We start from the raw sequence: 15,620 nt of genomic DNA, 5'->3' as shown, positions 1-15,620 counted from the left end.
GCCTCTCACTCGGACGCCTGGCTTTCTGGAGAAAGCCCCTACATCCCGGGCAGGCCGAACTGGCGGCGAACTATATCACTGCAAAGGGCAAGCGCCCAAGGCCTCTCCCCGGCCACGTTCAGCAATATGACAGGCCGGAAGCTTCCATTGAGAGGTTTTGATAACGAGGAATGACAAAGCACGTCGAACTTGCGTGAGGCTTTTCAACATAACCGCTATAATCGCCGCCTTTTCATCGGGCTATACGATTTCTGACATGAGCCAAACCAGCGACCTGATTCAATCGGCACAACGCACCATCCGCCTCGAAGTGGAAGCCATACAAGGCTTGCTGCCCCTTATCGACGCCGATTTCGTACGCGCTTGCGAGATGATTCTGGCCAGCAAGGGCCGTGTCGTGGTGGTCGGCATGGGCAAGTCCGGACACATCGGCAACAAGATTGCCGCCACCCTGGCCAGCACCGGCACCCCGGCGTTTTTCGTGCACCCGGCCGAGGCCAGCCACGGCGACATGGGCATGATCACCCGCGACGACGTGATTCTTGCCCTGTCGAATTCGGGCTCCACCAACGAAATCGTCACGCTGCTGCCGCTGATCAAACGCCTGGGCATCCAGCTGATCAGCGTGACCGGCAACCCGCAGTCACCACTGGCCAAAGCCGCAGAAGTCAATCTCAACGTTCACGTCGAACACGAAGCCTGCCCGCTGAACCTGGCACCCACCTCCTCCACCACTGCAGCGCTGGTCATGGGCGACGCCCTGGCCGTGGCGCTGCTGGAAGCCCGCGGTTTCACCGCGGAAGACTTTGCGTTTTCCCACCCCGGCGGTGCCTTGGGTCGCCGCCTGCTGCTGAAAGTGGAAAATGTCATGCACGCCGGCGAGGAACTGCCGCAGGTTCAGCGCGGCACCCTGCTCAAGGATGCGTTGATGGAAATGACCCGCAAAGGGCTGGGCATGACTGTCATTCTGGAGACCGATGGCAGGCTCGCCGGGATCTTCACCGACGGCGACCTGCGTCGCACGCTGGATCGCAGCATCGATATTCACAGCGCCACCATCGATCAGGTCATGACCGTACACGGCAAGACCGCCCGCGCCGAAATGCTCGCCGCCGAAGCCCTCAAGATCATGGAAGACCATCGAATCAACGCACTGGTCGTCGTGGACGAGGACGATCGCCCGATCGGCGCCTTCAACCTCTCCGATCTGTTGCGTGCAGGAGTGATGTAAATGAGCACCGATCTGCTGCAACGCGGCAAAGCCATCAAGCTGGCGGTTTTCGACGTCGACGGCGTCCTCACCGACGGGCGCCTGTACTTCCTGGAAGACGGCAGCGAGTTCAAGACCTTCAATACCCTCGACGGCCAAGGCATCAAGATGTTGATGAACGCCGGTGTACAGACGGCCATCATCAGTGGTCGCAAGACCCCGGTGGTCGAGCGCCGGGCGAAAAACCTGGGCATCCCGCACCTGTTTCAGGGACGTGAAGACAAACTTGTCGTCCTGGACGGCCTTCTCGAACAACTGGGCCTAAGCTATGAACAGGTCGCCTACCTTGGTGACGACCTGCCCGACCTGCCGGTGATTCGCCGGGTGGGGCTGGGCATGGCAGTGGCCAACGCGGCAGCCTTCGTGCGCGAGCATGCCCACGGCGTCACCCAGGCCCGCGGCGGCGAAGGTGCCGCCCGTGAATTCTGCGAACTGATCCTGCGCGCCCAGGGCAGCCTCGATGCGGCCAACAACGCGTACCTGTGAGTCAAACCATGTTTAGCAAAAAGTTTCGCAACATACTGCTGTTCGGTTGCATCGCTGCGATTTTCGGCGCAGTCGGCTACTGGAACATCAGCCCGGAACGCTTCCTCGACAAGCCTCCTGTCTCGGCACAAGAGAGCCCGATCGACTGGTACGCGACCAATACCCATACCTTGCAGTACCTGGAAGACGGCAAGGTGCAGTACGAAATGACGTCCGAGAAGGCCGAACACGTCAAGGCGACCGACATTACACTGGTCACCAGACCCGACCTGAACATGTTTCGCGGTACCGATTTCCCGTGGCACGTGACCAGCGAGCGTGGCGAAGTTAACTCCGGCGGCACCGAGGTCGAGTTGATCGACTCGGTCCGGATCAAGCGTACCGACGAAAAGAACCGCGACACCCTGATCACCAGCACCCGCATGACGGTGTTCCCTCAGCAGCAATATGCGCAGACCCAGCAACCCGTTAGAATCGACGGCGCTGGCGGTGTATCGACCGGCGTGGGAATGAAAGCGTATTTGAAGGAAAGCAGGATACACCTGCAATCGAACGTAAGAGGACAGTATGAGGCTCGTTAAAACCCTCCCTATTTTGCTCAGTCTGGGCGCAGCACTGGGAAGCGTGAGCGCCTGGGCTCTGCCGAACGATCAGGAGCAGCCGATCCGCATTCAGGCCGACGATGCCCAGCTGGACGACAAGAATGGCGTTGCCACTTACAAAGGCGCGGTGATCATCACCCAGGGTTCGATGATCGTCAAAGGCGACACCGTAACGCTGACGCGCAACCCGGCCGGCGAAATCGACGTGGTGACTTCGGTAGGCAACCTGGCCTACTTCGAACAACTGCAGACCGCTGGCGACAAGAAACCCGTTCAGGGCTGGGGCGTGACCATCCAGTACCACGCACAGCAAAACCGCGTCGTACTGATCGACAAGGCCAAGGTCGTCGACAAGGACAACAACACCACTCAAGGCGAGAAGATCGTCTATGACACGGTGAAAAAACTCGCCAGCGCAGGTCGCGCCACCGGCAACAAGGTCACCGAAGCCCGTCCGCGCATCGACATGGTGATCCAGCCGAAGAAGAAAACCGACGAGAAAACCCAGTAATGGCAACTCTGAAAGCTCAGCACCTGGCCAAGGCCTACAAAAGCCGCCAGGTCGTGCGCGACGTCAGCCTGTCGATCGACAGCGGTCAGATCGTGGGCCTGCTCGGACCGAACGGCGCCGGCAAGACCACCTGCTTCTACATGATCGTGGGCCTCGTGCAGGCCGATCAGGGCCGCGTCCTGATCGACGACCTGGACGTCAGCCACCAGCCGATGCACGGCCGCGCCAAGGCAGGAATCGGCTATCTGCCGCAGGAAGCGTCGATTTTCCGCAAACTGTCGGTCGCCGACAACATCATGGCCATCCTGGAAACCCGCCAGGAACTCGACAAGGCCGGTCGTCGCAAGGAGCTGGAAAGCCTGCTGCAGGAATTCCACATCAGCCATATCCGCGACAACCTCGGCATGAGCCTGTCCGGTGGTGAGCGTCGCCGGGTGGAAATCGCCCGTGCGCTGGCCACCGCACCGAAATTCATCCTGCTCGACGAACCGTTCGCCGGTGTCGACCCGATTTCCGTGGGCGACATCAAGCAGATCATCCACCACCTCAAGGCCAAGGGCATCGGTGTACTGATCACCGACCACAACGTCCGCGAGACCCTGGATATCTGCGAAACGGCTTACATCGTCAACGACGGCCAACTGATCGCCGAAGGCGACTCCGCCACCATCCTTGCCAACGATCTGGTGAAGGAAGTGTATCTGGGTCACGAGTTCCGCCTCTAAGCGCGACAGCATTCGACCAGCCGTCCGGTGCTGTAACGTTGAAGCGCATTTTTATAGGCTTTTATTGTTACAGCGCTCTAGGCAAACACGACAGTTTCGGGCATATAATTTGCTTGAATTTGGCGCTTCGGCGCCCTGTAGTGGATGGCGCATAGCGCCGGCGAATAAGGTGTTAAGCCCCTGCCATGAAACCATCGCTAGTCTTGAGAATGGGCCAGCAGCTGACGATGACACCGCAGCTGCAACAGGCCATCCGCCTGCTCCAATTGTCGACCCTGGATCTGCAGCAGGAGATCCAGGAGGCTCTGGAATCCAACCCGATGCTCGAACGCCAGGAAGATGGCGACGACTTCGACAATTCCGACCCGCTGGCCGACAACGCCGAACAGAAGCCCAATACCGAGATTCAGGAGCCTTCCTATCAGGAAACCGCGCCGACGGTCGACAATCTCGAGGACGGCGAATGGAACGAGCGCATCCCCAACGAATTGCCTGTGGACACCGCCTGGGAAGATGTCTACCAGACCAGCGCCAGCAGTCTGCCCAGCAGTGATGACGACGAGTGGGATTTCACCACCCGCACCTCTGCCGGCGAAAGCCTGCAAAGTCACCTGCTGTGGCAACTGAATCTGGCGCCGATGTCCGACACCGACCGCCTGATCGCGGTGACCCTGATCGACTGCATCAACAATCAGGGCTATCTCGACGAAACCCTCGAAGAAATTCTCGACGCGTTCGATCCGGAACTGGACATCGAGCTGGACGAGATCGAAGCCGTCCTGCACCGCATCCAGCAGTTCGAGCCCGCCGGCATCGGCGCCCGCAACCTGGGCGAGTGCCTGTTGCTGCAGCTGCGCCAGCTTTCGGCCAAGACCCCCTGGCTCAATGAAGCCAAACGTCTGGTCACCGACTACATCGACTTGCTCGGCAGCCGCGACTACAGCCAGTTGATGCGGCGCATGAAGCTCAAGGAAGATGAACTGCGCCAGGTCATCGAGCTGGTCCAGAGCCTCAACCCGCGCCCCGGCTCGCAGATCGAATCCACCGAAGCCGAGTACGTGGTGCCTGATGTGATCGTGCGCAAGGACAACGAGCGCTGGCTGGTGGAGCTGAACCAGGAATCGGTGCCGCGCCTGCGGGTCAACGCCCAGTACGCCGGCTTCGTACGCCGCGCCGACACCAGCGCCGACAACACCTTCATGCGCAACCAGTTGCAGGAAGCCCGCTGGTTCATCAAGAGCCTGCAGAGCCGCAACGAAACCCTGATGAAAGTGGCTACCCAGATCGTCGAGCATCAGCGCGGCTTCCTGGAGTATGGCGACGAAGCCATGAAGCCCCTGGTCCTGCATGACATTGCCGAAGCGGTGGGCATGCACGAGTCGACAATTTCCCGGGTGACCACGCAAAAATTCATGCATACCCCCCGGGGCATCTATGAACTGAAATACTTTTTCTCCAGCCACGTCAGCACCTCCGAAGGCGGCGAATGCTCGTCCACGGCGATCCGCGCGATCATCAAGAAACTGGTCGCTGCGGAAAATCAGAAAAAGCCGTTGAGCGACAGCAAGATCGCTGGTTTACTGGAGGCACAAGGCATTCAGGTGGCTCGCCGCACCGTCGCCAAGTACCGCGAATCCCTCGGAATCGCGCCTTCGAGCGAACGCAAGCGGTTGATGTAAGCCACGTTACAGCGTTCCAGTGGCAGGCTCTTCGGCCTGCCGCTTTATGCACTGGCAACGAAGGAGAAGCTGTATGCAAGTCAACATCAGTGGACACCAACTGGAAGTTACCCCTCCTCTCCGTGAATACGTTGAGCAAAAGCTCAAGAGGCTTGAGGGACATTTCGACAAGATCACCAACGTGCAAGTCACGATGTGCGTCGAAAAACTGAAGCAGAAAATCGAAGCCACGCTGCATATTCCCGGCAACGAAGTGGTCGCCAACGCGGAACATACCGATATGTACGCGGCGATCGACGCGCTGACCGACAAGCTTGATAAACAACTCAAAAAGCATAAGGAAAAGACCCAGAGCCTGCTCCAGGGCGCGACCGGTCGATAACCCCCACCCCCATGATCCGACTTGAAAGCATCCTGACCCCCGGCCGTTCCCTGGTGAACGTGCCGGGCGGCAGTAAAAAGAAAGCCCTCGAACAAATTGCCAACCTGATCGCCCGGGAAAAACCGGATCTGGAGATGCAAGATGTCTTCGAGGCGCTGATTGCCCGCGAAAAACTCGGCTCGACGGGTTTTGGAAACGGCATTGCCATTCCTCACTGCCGCCTCAAGGGCTGTGAAGCGCCCATCAGCGCCTTGATGCACCTGGAAGCGCCTATCGACTTCGACGCCATCGATGGCGCGCCGGTTGACCTGCTGTTCGTGCTGCTGGTCCCGGAAGCTGCCACCGATGCGCATCTGGAGCTGCTGCGTCAGATCGCCAGCATGCTCGACCGCAAGGAAGTACGCGAGAAACTGCGTCGCGCCACAACCAACGAAGCCTTGTATCAGGTTGTCCTGGACGAGCAAAACGGGCACTAAACATGCGCTTGATCATCGTCAGTGGCCGTTCCGGCTCGGGCAAGAGCACCGCACTGGATGTCCTTGAGGACAACGGTTACTACTGCATCGACAATCTGCCGGCCGGCCTGCTGCCGGAGCTGGCGGAACGCGCACTGATTCATACGGAACTGTCCCAGCCACTGGTCGCGGTATCGATCGATGCACGCAATTTGCCGAGCCATCTTTCGCGTTTTCCGGAGTTGCTCGAGGAAGTCCGCAACCGGCACATCCAGTGCGACGTCCTGTATCTGGATGCCGATGAGGAAACCCTACTCAAGCGCTTCTCGGAAACCCGTCGTCGTCACCCGCTGAGCAGTGCAAACCGCTCGCTGGCTGAAGCCATCAACGATGAAACAGCCCTGCTGGGCCCGATCGCCGATCTGGCCGACCTGAAGGTCAACACCACCAGTCTCAATCTTTACCAGTTGCGTGACACCATCAAGCTGCGGCTGCTGAACCAGCCGGAACCCGGCACGGCGTTTCTGGTGGAGTCGTTCGGTTTCAAACGCGGCATGCCGGTGGATGCGGATCTGGTATTCGATGTACGCTGCCTGCCCAATCCGTACTGGAAACCGGAGCTTCGCGCACAATCGGGTCTCGACGAGCCGGTGGCCGAGTATCTGGCGGGGCAGCCGGAAGTGGAAGAGATGTTTCAGGACATCTACGCCTACCTGTTCAAGTGGTTACCGCGCTTCGCTGCAAGCAATCGTGCCTACGTCACCATTGCCATTGGCTGCACCGGCGGGCATCACCGCTCCGTCTACCTGACCGAACGTCTGGGTCAGGCCCTGCAGAAAACCCTGAAAAACGTCCAGGTCCGCCACCGCGACCTCAGCTAGCCATAGGACTCACACCGCGATGCCTGCTCGTGAAATCGAAATCATCAACAAGCTGGGCCTGCATGCCCGGGCGTCGGCGAAGTTCGTTGGCGTGGCGGGTCAGTTTCCCGACTGCACGATCCGGGTGGGCCGCACGCCCGATACCACGGTGGATGGTAAAAGCATCATGGCCATGATGATGCTCGCCGCGGGCAAAGGCACCAAAATCCACTTGAGTACCGAGGGACATCAGGAGCAGGAAGCCATGGATGCACTGGTCGCCCTGATCAACAACTACTTCGACGAGGGCAGTTGAAAATACGTTGTGATGAGATCCGCCCGAAATTGTGCAGACACAAAAAAGGCGCATCACCCCACCGGGTGGCGCGCCTTTTTTTTACCTGACTGCGGCTCAACTGCCCGCGACAGTCATCCGCTCGATCAACACCGAACCGGTGCGAATGTTGCTGCGCAGTTCCAGATCGTTACCGACCGCGACGATCTGTTTGAACATGTCGCGCATGTTGCCGGCGATGGTCACTTCCTGCACCGGGAACTGGATTTCACCGTTCTCGACCCAGTAACCGGCTGCACCGCGTGAGTAGTCGCCGGTGACCATGTTCAGGCCATGCCCCATCAGCTCGGTCACCAATAACCCGCGCCCCATGCGCCGCAGCAAAGCCGCCTGATCTTCATCCCCATGGGTGACGAACAGGTTGTGCACGCCACCGGCGTTGGCGGTGCTCGGCATACCCAGCTTGCGGCCGGAATAAGTACCGAGGATGTAAGACACCAATTCACCCTTTTCGACAAACGGTTTGGCATAGGTCGCCAGGCCGTCACCGTCATAGGCGGCGCTGCCCATGGCGCGCATCAGGTGCGGACGTTCATCGATGGTCAGCCACTCCGGAAACAGCTTCTGCCCAAGCGTGCCTTCCAGGAACGACGCCTTGCGATACAGACTGCCGCCGGACACCGCCGACAGGAAACTGCCGAACAACCCGCCAGCCAGTTCAGCGGAAAACAGCACTGGCACTTCGCAGGTCGGCACCGGACGCGCGCCCAGGCGGCTCGCAGCCCGCTGCGCCGCACGCTGGCCGATACTCACCGGATCAGTCAACAAACCGCCTTGGCGATTCACGTCGTACCAGTAATCACGCTGCATCTGGCCTTCGGCCTCGGCGATCATCACGCAGCTCAAGCTGTGCCGGGTGGATGCGTATCCGCCGATGAAACCGTGGCTGTTGCCATACACGCGGCAGCCCTGATGAGTGCTCAACGTGGTGCCATCGGCGTTCTTGATGCGCGCATCGGCATCGAACGCGGCCGCTTCACAGAGCAACGCCTTCTCGATGGCCTGCTCCGGAGTGATGCCCCACTCGTGGAACAGATCGAAGTCCTGAATATCCTTGGCCATCAGTGCCGCGTCGGCCAGCCCCGAGGCTTCGTCTTCGGAAGTGTGTCTGGCAATCGCCAGCGCCGCAGCAACGGTCTCGCGAATCGCATCCGGCCCGGTGGCGGAGGTGCTGGCCGAGCCCTTGCGCTGGCCGACGTACAAGGTGATGCCGAAACCCTGATCGCGGTTGAACTCGACCGTTTCGACTTCACGCTGGCGCACCGAGGTCGACAGGCCCTGCTCCAGCGACACCGCCACTTCGCAGGCACTGGCGCCCTGACGTCTGGCTTCGGCGATGATCTGCTCGACCTGTTCCTGCAGTGCCGGCAATGCCTGCGGGCCGACGCTTTCAACTGCACTCATGCTCATCTCCACTCAAATTCTGCTTTCGGCTGGGGCCTTCGAGCGACCGGGCCGGACAAGCGGCCCCCGACTGGTTATCATGGCGGCGTTTCTTTGCGGACTGCCACCATGGTTGATTCTTACGACGACTCCCTCGATACGGGAGAAAAAAGCAAATCCCAGGTCAAACGCGAGCTGCATGCTCTGGTTGACCTCGGCGAGCGCCTTACGACACTCAAGCCGGACCGGCTGGCCAAACTGCCACTGACCGACGCCCTGCGCCGGGCTCTGGCCGATGCGCCCAAACACGTTGCGCACATTGCACGTAAACGGCATTTGCAGTTCATCGGCAAACTCATGCGCGATCAGGACACCACCGCGATCCTTGAGCTGCTCGATCAACTCGATGCCTCTACCCGCCAGTACAACGAGCGTTTCCACAACCTCGAACGCTGGCGTGACCGCCTGATCGGCGGTGACGATGCCGTGCTGGAGAAATTCGTCGTCGAGTACCCGGACGCCGACCGCCAGCAACTGCGCTCCCTGATCCGGCAGGCCCAGCACGAGGTTGCACATAACAAACCTCCTGCCTCGAGCCGCAAGATCTTCAAATACATCCGTGAGCTGGACGAGACTCAACGCGGTCTGCGTTGATATTCGCCACCGGGTGGCCGCACTGCGCGCCACCCGAAGCTCCTTACCTGCTTATGCGCCTGTGCCACCCACGGTGATCGCATCGATTTTCAGCGTCGGCTGACCCACGCCCACAGGCACCGACTGCCCGTCCTTGCCACACGTCCCCACACCGCTGTCCAGCGCCAGATCGTTACCGACCATCGACACCCGGCTCATCGCTTCCGGACCGTTGCCGATCAACGTCGCGCCCTTGACCGGGGCGGTGATCTTGCCGTCCTCGATCAGATACGCCTCGCTGGTGGAAAACACGAACTTGCCACTGGTGATATCGACCTGGCCGCCGCCGAGGTTGGCGCAGTAGATGCCTTTCTTCACCGACGCGATGATTTCCGCCGGATCGCTCTGGCCGCCGAGCATGTAGGTGTTGGTCATCCGTGGCATCGGCAGGTGCGCGTAGGATTCGCGACGACCGTTGCCGGTGCGGGCCACGCCCATCAGGCGCGCATTGAGCTTGTCCTGCATGTAGCCTTTGAGCACGCCGTTTTCGATCAGCGTGGTGCACTCGGTCGGCGTGCCTTCGTCGTCGACGCTCAGGGAGCCGCGACGACCGGCCAGCGTGCCGTCATCGACGATGGTGCAGAGTTTGGAGGCAACCATTTCCCCCATCCGCCCGCTGTAGGCCGAACTGCCCTTGCGGTTGAAGTCGCCTTCCAGACCGTGTCCGACCGCTTCATGCAGCAGCACACCGGACCAGCCCGATCCCAGCACGACCGGCAAGGTACCGGCCGGTGCAGGAATCGCCTCCAGATTCACCAGCGCCTGACGCAACGCCTCACGGGCATATCCCATGGCGCGGTCTTCGGCGAGGAAATAACGGTAGTCGGTACGCCCGCCACCGCCATGGCCACCCCGTTCGCGACGACCGTTCTGCTCGACGATCACACTGACGTTGAAACGCACCAACGGACGCACGTCGGCAGCCAGGCCGCCGTCGGTCGAAGCGACCAGGATCCGTTCCCAGACCCCGGCCATGCTCACGCTGACCTGCTGGATTCGCGGATCGAGGGCGCGGGTCGCCACATCGATGCGCTTGAGCAACTCGACTTTCTCGGCACGGCTCAGCACTTCCAGCGGGTTATCCGGCGCGTACAGCTGGGCGACGTCCTGCGCGCTGAACGCTTGCACCGTGCCATTCTGCCCGGCGCGAGAAATAGACCGCGCCGCCCGCGCAGCCGCGCCAAGGGCTTCGAGGGTGATCGCGTTGCTGTAGGCAAAACCGGTTTTTTCACCGGACTGGGCCCGCACGCCGACACCCTGGTCGAGGTTGAAACTGCCTTCCTTGACGATGCCGTCTTCCAGCGACCAGGACTCGGAAATCTGCCCCTGGAAATAAAGATCGGCCGCATCGATGCCCGGGCCGGCCAGATCACCAAGCACGCCTTGCAGGCTCTCGATCGTCACGCCGCCGGGCGCCAACAGATGATCACTGACTGAGGACAACAACTCGCTCATAGGTTTACGCCTTAAATTCGTGTTCTGAAGCAGGTCGCTGCGCGCCCTGCGAAAAAAACCGCCGATGATTCGTCACCGGCATGCGCGCCCGGATGGACGCCTGTTCGTCACTGTCGCGCTCGGCCAGCAACACGGCCTCGCCTTGTTCCTGTTGCGCCAGCACGCGGCCCCAGGGATCGACGATCGCCCCGTGACCAAAGGTTTCCCGAGGCCCCGGATGGATCCCGCCCTGGGCCGCCGCCAGCACGTAACACTGGGTTTCAATCGCCCGTGCACGAATCAGCACATCCCAATGCGCCGCCCCCGTCACGGCGGTGAAAGCCGAGGGCGCGGTAATCAGTTCAGCCCCGGCAGCCCGCAGTTCGCTGTACAGCTCCGGGAAGCGCAAGTCGTAACACACCGTCAGGCCGAGCCGTCCGACCGGCGTGTCCGCCACGACCACGCCACTGCCATAAGCATAGTCATCGGATTCACGGTAACGCCCACGATTGTCTGCCACGTCCACATCGAACAGATGCAACTTGTCATAGCGGGCAACAATCTCGCCCTGATCGTCCACCAGCAGCGAACAGGCATGGGATTTCGCCTCGGGCTGCCCGACCGGCGGCAACGGCAAGGTGCCGGCCACTATCCATAACCTGAGGTCACGGGCGGTCTGTTTCAACCACGGCAGAATCGGGCCTTCGCCCAGCGCTTCGGCACGACCGATATCGGCGATGTCGCGACGCCCCATGGCGGCGAAGTTTTCCGGCAGCACCGCCAGCTTCGCGCCGGCGCCGGCCGCCTGTTCGAGCAGACGGCGGGCATCACGCAGATTGGCCAGCACATCGTTCTGGCTGACCATTTGAATCACCGCAAAAGACATGGCGGACTCCGCAAGAGGTAGACGGCCATGCTACTCCATCGGTTTGCGGCGTGGCTGATCAAAACGGTTTGTCGAAGGTGATTTTCGGTTCTTTCCACGGACCTTTGACGGTGTATTTGACGCTGGCGAAGCGCGCCACGCGGTCACCGATCAGTTTGTCGATCAGGAACAGCGCGCCGCCGACCGCCGGTGCACCCACGATCAATGCGGCGATGGGCAGGTTGTTGGTGACCGGCAGGGTCACGAGCAATTTGGCGTCGACCTGATCTCCCACCAGATCCAGTGTGCCGTTGAGCTCCAGATTGCTCGACGGTCCGGTCAACCTGATCGGTTCCCGCGTGACGTACACGCCATTGTTCGCCACCAGCAAGCCCTTGACCCGATCGTAACTCAAGCCTTTGCCGAACAGGTCGGAGAAGTCCAGACGCAACCGACGGCCGATGGAGTTGAAATTGAGCAGACCGAACACCCGCAGTGCCTGGGCGCCGCCTTCGACTTCGACGAACTGTCCCTTGGTGAGCGATGCATCCAGCGAGCCCGAGAAACGCTTGGTGGCCAGCCATGCCGGCGAGCCTGGCCAGCGACCATCGACATCCATGTGGAACTCTTCGCTGGTCACGCTCGGCGCAAAGCCCCAGCCCTTGAGCACATCGGCGAGATTCTTGCCGCCGATCCGGCCCTTGTACCAGCTGGTCGTGGCACCCGGGGTGCCCTCCCAGCCCCCGCTACCCTGCAACAGGATGCCTTTGAGGCCCAGATCGAGATTGTTCAGGGCAATGCCTTTGGCAGTCGGTCGAACTTTCAGCGACCAGCCGCCAACCAGGTCCTGGCCCTGGAACAGCTGATTGATGGTGATATCCAGCGCCGGAATTTTGCTCGGGTCGACCGAGACCAGCGGATCCGGCGAATTTTCGTCGGCCTGCACCGTCGGGTCGGGCGCCGGCAGGCGCACGTATTGCAGGTTCACCGCAATCGGCACGCCCTTGGCATCCGGCAGGCTCGCCGTGCCTTTGGCCTGCTGACTGTCGAGCGCCAGGGCCCAGGCATCGGGTTTACGGTTCAGTTGCACGGCGGCCTGATCCAGCGTGGTGCCGAATGCGGTGAGCTTGCCGACCTTGAAGTCCGCACCGCTGAGCAATTGCCTGGCGCTGCCGCCAGGATCCTGCCCGGCGTATTTGTCCACCAGATCCTGCCAGGGCTTGACGTCCAGTTCGGACAACACGCCACGCACGCGCAGGCCTTTGGAGCCTGGCAGCACGGCCTCGCCGACGCCGAGAAACAGCTCGCCACGACCGTCGGCGAAACTGTCCGGCGGCGCCGCAAAGGTGAAGTTGGCCAGTTGATCGTAATTGACCCAGTAGCGCCGTTCCTGGCCTTGCAGGGTCATGCGGAACACAGTGTCACGCCCCGTGCTGGCCGAAAGGCCGAAAGGCGCGGGCAGGTCCACCGCCACCCCTTTCAGATTGGAGCTGACCATCAATTGACTGTCGGCACCGTCCAGATTCACTTGCAGCTGGTAAGGAATCGTTCCGGACACCGGCAATGGCTGCGTCACCCCCAGCCAGTCCGTGAGTTTCCTGACCTCGACCTGACCCGAAGCCGCCACCCGGGTCTTGAGCCTGCCGGGGCCGCCGTCGGCGAAAATCTGTGCGGTGACCGGTTTGTCGAAGGCCCGGGCGCTGATGTTCTGCCCGCTCAGGCCCTTGGCGCTGTCGAAACGGAAGTCACCCTTGAGCTGGCTCAGCTCCAGCTTCGGCTCGGCCAGTTTCAGCCTCGCGTTGGCGGTTTTGAAATCCACCAGGATTTTCGGCTGATCGCCCTTGGCCAGTGGCACATCCAGCTTGAGCTTGCCTTGCAGATCGCCCTCGCCTTCCCAGCCGGCAAAGGTCTCGGCGGTGCCGATCGGCGCCTCCTGGAGAATCTTCAGACCATCGCCCAGACCGCCGGCAAACTCGCCGTCGAGGAACATGTGGCTGTGCTCGCCGCTCGGCACATGAGGAATGTTGACGAAGACATCGTTGACCCGGGTGTCGAGCAACTGCCCCTCGCTGGCGACAATCCGCACACCACTGTCCTCGATGAACACATCACCGCTGACCTTGCTCACATGCGGCCAGCCTGGCTGGAAGGCCAGCTCCGCGTCGTGCACCTTGAAAAACAGGCTGATGCTGCGATCCGCTTCACCGGCATTCTTGTTCAGCGAACCCTGGTACTGGAAGAAACCCTGATCCACCGCGCCCTTGAGAATCGCCGTGCGCAGCCATTCGTCGAGGGCCGGGCTCAAGACTTCGGGCAGGTACTTGGCGGTGTAGCGACCGTCGCCATCCACCAGACCGACACGCAGGTCCATGTAGTCTTCCTGGTTGTGATCGAAATGCAGGCGGATCAGAAAGTCGCCGGCAATCTTGCCCTCTTCGCCAAGCACCTTCAGGTACGGAGCGATCAGGGTGAAACCTTCCTTGTCGAGTTTCCAGGTCAATCGGGCATTGGCCTGAATGTATTGCCATGGCTTGGCGAAGATCGGATCGAGGTGCAGGACGAAGTCCTTGCTGTCCATGCGCAATTCGCCACCGCCAAGGTTGCCGCTCAGACTGCCGCTGACATTGCGCGCCGCCGGGGCCCCGTGATAGGCGTCGAAGCCGACCCGATCGAGGTTCGCGGCGAAACTGAATTTGCTGTCGTCGGTGGCGTTCGGTCGCAAGTCCAGCAGCACATTGCGCAAGCCCCCGGTCACTTTCAAGCGCTCGACCACAGTGGCAAAACCTTGCGGCAGTGGCCCCAGTGCGTTGAGCAATGGCGTGATCGGCGTCAGATCGAGGCGATCTGCCTGCAGGTGCCAGAGTTCGTCGACCTTGTCGGTGGCAGCCGTCTGCTTTATCTGCACGCGGGACTCCCAACGAGTCTCGCCAAAGTTCATCGCCAGTGAATCCAGGGTGACGGTAGCGCCCTCATCGGTCCGCTGAAAGTAGCCGTTGAGCGCCAGGTTGTTGATCTGGATAGGCTTGCGCTCGTCGTACGCACCAATCAGTTGCGGGGCGTTCAGACGAACGACGGCGCTTTGCAGGGCGCCCTCGCTCCAGTTGACCCACAGCTCGCCACCCGCCTTGATCTCGGAAAAATTCCATTGTTGAGTGAGACGCTCGGGCAGCCACTTCGCCCAATCGCTTTGCGGCAGACTGATGTAGCCTTCGACCGTACTGTCCGGCAACTGAGCGGGGCGAATCCTCGTACGCAGACTCAGCGCCAAGGGTTGCCCGTCGGGCAGGTTCAGACGCGCGTCGAGGCGCTGACGATTGGTACCCGTCTTGAGATTGATCCCGACATAAGCAAGGGTCAGAGGCGCATGATCCAGCGGCTGCAAGGTCACCTGACTGTCGAGCACCGACAGTTGCTGAACCATTTGCATGCGGTTGAACAGTTGCTCGGGATCCATGGGCTGGTCCTGCTGCACCGGCAAACCTTCCAGCGCCCACTTCCCGTCCTCGCCTTCCTTGAGGCTGATCTTCAGGCCATCGAGCTCAAGATGGGCGATACGCACTTCGCGAGCCAGCAGACTGGCCCACAAATCCGGCACCGCGCGTACCCGGTCCAGACGCAAGGCATTGGCGCCGTCGCCGACCATGACGTCGTGAGCCAGCAGGATCGGCGCAAATCCGCTCCAGTCGCCTTCCAGTTCGCCGATCTGCAACGGCATGCCCAGCGCGGCACCGGCCTTGTCTTCGATGTCGGCGCGGTACTCGGCCACCAGTGGCGCAAGCTCCCGACCGAGGCTGACGTACAACGCCATCAACACCAGAACCAACGCGCACAGGCCCAATCCCCAACGGGTCAGTGCGGCAAAAATGCGTGTCAGACGTTCCATGTCAGTTGGCTCCCATGGCAAAAATACTGCAAAAAGC

At 61.0% G+C, this 15,620-nt stretch carries 15 protein-coding genes; 11 read left to right on the top strand and 4 right to left on the bottom strand.

What is annotated here, in order from left to right; translation table 11 throughout:
* The first annotated feature begins 256 nt into the window (after positions 1 to 256).
* The 10 genes from ACK6BI_RS17685 to ACK6BI_RS17640 all read left to right on the top strand — a co-directional run bounded on the left by ACK6BI_RS17685 (position 257) and on the right by ACK6BI_RS17640 (position 7,286).
* Positions 257 to 1,231 carry a KpsF/GutQ family sugar-phosphate isomerase gene (locus ACK6BI_RS17685; protein WP_409318058.1) on the top strand — a complete coding sequence of 325 codons (975 nt, stop codon included), beginning with the start codon at positions 257 to 259 and terminating at the stop codon, positions 1,229 to 1,231.
* Positions 1,232 to 1,756, top strand: coding sequence for an HAD family hydrolase (locus ACK6BI_RS17680; RefSeq protein ID WP_011332476.1), 525 nt, complete (start codon positions 1,232 to 1,234; stop codon positions 1,754 to 1,756).
* Positions 1,757 to 1,764: 8 nt separating this feature from the next.
* Complete coding sequence (gene lptC, locus ACK6BI_RS17675; RefSeq protein WP_409318057.1) at positions 1,765 to 2,337, top strand: LPS export ABC transporter periplasmic protein LptC; 573 nt, start codon at positions 1,765 to 1,767, stop codon at positions 2,335 to 2,337.
* Positions 2,324 to 2,869 (top strand): lipopolysaccharide transport periplasmic protein LptA, encoded by a 546-nt coding sequence (gene lptA / locus ACK6BI_RS17670; protein ID WP_065260850.1) that lies wholly within the window; start codon positions 2,324 to 2,326, stop codon positions 2,867 to 2,869. The genes lptC and lptA overlap by 14 nt, the downstream gene beginning before the upstream one ends.
* On the top strand, positions 2,869 to 3,594 hold the full coding sequence (lptB, locus tag ACK6BI_RS17665; protein WP_007953572.1) for an LPS export ABC transporter ATP-binding protein: 726 nt from the start codon (positions 2,869 to 2,871) through the stop codon (positions 3,592 to 3,594). Before lptA ends, lptB begins: the two co-directional genes overlap by 1 nt.
* 185 nt (positions 3,595 to 3,779) lie before the next feature.
* A complete protein-coding gene (locus tag ACK6BI_RS17660) occupies positions 3,780 to 5,273 on the top strand; it encodes an RNA polymerase factor sigma-54 (RefSeq protein WP_065260849.1) in 1,494 nt (497 codons plus the stop codon).
* 73 nt (positions 5,274 to 5,346) lie between these two features.
* Entirely contained in the window at positions 5,347 to 5,655 is a 309-nt protein-coding gene (gene hpf, locus ACK6BI_RS17655; protein WP_065260848.1) for a ribosome hibernation-promoting factor, HPF/YfiA family, read from the top strand.
* An 11-nt stretch (positions 5,656 to 5,666) separates the two neighbouring features.
* Positions 5,667 to 6,131 (top strand): PTS IIA-like nitrogen regulatory protein PtsN, encoded by a 465-nt coding sequence (ptsN, locus tag ACK6BI_RS17650; RefSeq protein WP_409318056.1) that lies wholly within the window; start codon positions 5,667 to 5,669, stop codon positions 6,129 to 6,131.
* A gap of 2 nt (positions 6,132 to 6,133) precedes the next feature.
* Positions 6,134 to 6,991, top strand: coding sequence for an RNase adapter RapZ (gene rapZ / locus ACK6BI_RS17645; RefSeq protein WP_409318055.1), 858 nt, complete (start codon positions 6,134 to 6,136; stop codon positions 6,989 to 6,991).
* 19 nt (positions 6,992 to 7,010) lie between these two features.
* Positions 7,011 to 7,286 carry an HPr family phosphocarrier protein gene (locus ACK6BI_RS17640; protein WP_065260845.1) on the top strand — a complete coding sequence of 92 codons (276 nt, stop codon included), beginning with the start codon at positions 7,011 to 7,013 and terminating at the stop codon, positions 7,284 to 7,286.
* Positions 7,287 to 7,382: 96 nt separating this feature from the next.
* On the opposite strand, the gene pmbA is transcribed toward ACK6BI_RS17640, so the two are convergent.
* Positions 7,383 to 8,729 (bottom strand): metalloprotease PmbA, encoded by a 1,347-nt coding sequence (gene pmbA, locus ACK6BI_RS17635; RefSeq protein WP_409318054.1) that lies wholly within the window; start codon positions 8,727 to 8,729, stop codon positions 7,383 to 7,385.
* Positions 8,730 to 8,837: 108 nt separating this feature from the next.
* Between pmbA and yjgA the strand changes: the two genes are divergently transcribed.
* Positions 8,838 to 9,362, top strand: a complete 525-nt coding sequence (yjgA, locus tag ACK6BI_RS17630) for a ribosome biogenesis factor YjgA (protein WP_260522225.1) — start codon at positions 8,838 to 8,840, stop codon at positions 9,360 to 9,362.
* A 51-nt stretch (positions 9,363 to 9,413) separates the two neighbouring features.
* Here the strand turns inward: yjgA and tldD are convergent, their stop codons facing one another.
* The 3 genes from tldD to ACK6BI_RS17615 are packed head-to-tail and all read right to left on the bottom strand — an operon-like array spanning position 9,414 to position 15,583.
* On the bottom strand, positions 9,414 to 10,856 hold the full coding sequence (gene tldD, locus ACK6BI_RS17625) for a metalloprotease TldD (RefSeq protein WP_085698451.1): 1,443 nt from the start codon (positions 10,854 to 10,856) through the stop codon (positions 9,414 to 9,416).
* A 4-nt stretch (positions 10,857 to 10,860) separates the two neighbouring features.
* Positions 10,861 to 11,721: a carbon-nitrogen hydrolase family protein gene (locus tag ACK6BI_RS17620; RefSeq protein ID WP_409318053.1), complete on the bottom strand. Its 861-nt coding sequence runs from the start codon at positions 11,719 to 11,721 to the stop codon at positions 10,861 to 10,863.
* Between the two features lie 58 nt (positions 11,722 to 11,779).
* A complete protein-coding gene (locus tag ACK6BI_RS17615) occupies positions 11,780 to 15,583 on the bottom strand; it encodes a YhdP family protein (RefSeq protein WP_409318052.1) in 3,804 nt (1,267 codons plus the stop codon).
* Positions 15,584 to 15,620: the final 37 nt, after the last annotated feature.

It is taken from the genome of Pseudomonas sp. KCJK9016 (genome assembly GCF_046231795.1).
Classification (GTDB): domain Bacteria; phylum Pseudomonadota; class Gammaproteobacteria; order Pseudomonadales; family Pseudomonadaceae; genus Aquipseudomonas; species Aquipseudomonas bananamidigenes.
Note: the sequence above shows the minus strand (reverse complement) of the source record. Positions and strands in the feature narration are given on the sequence as shown.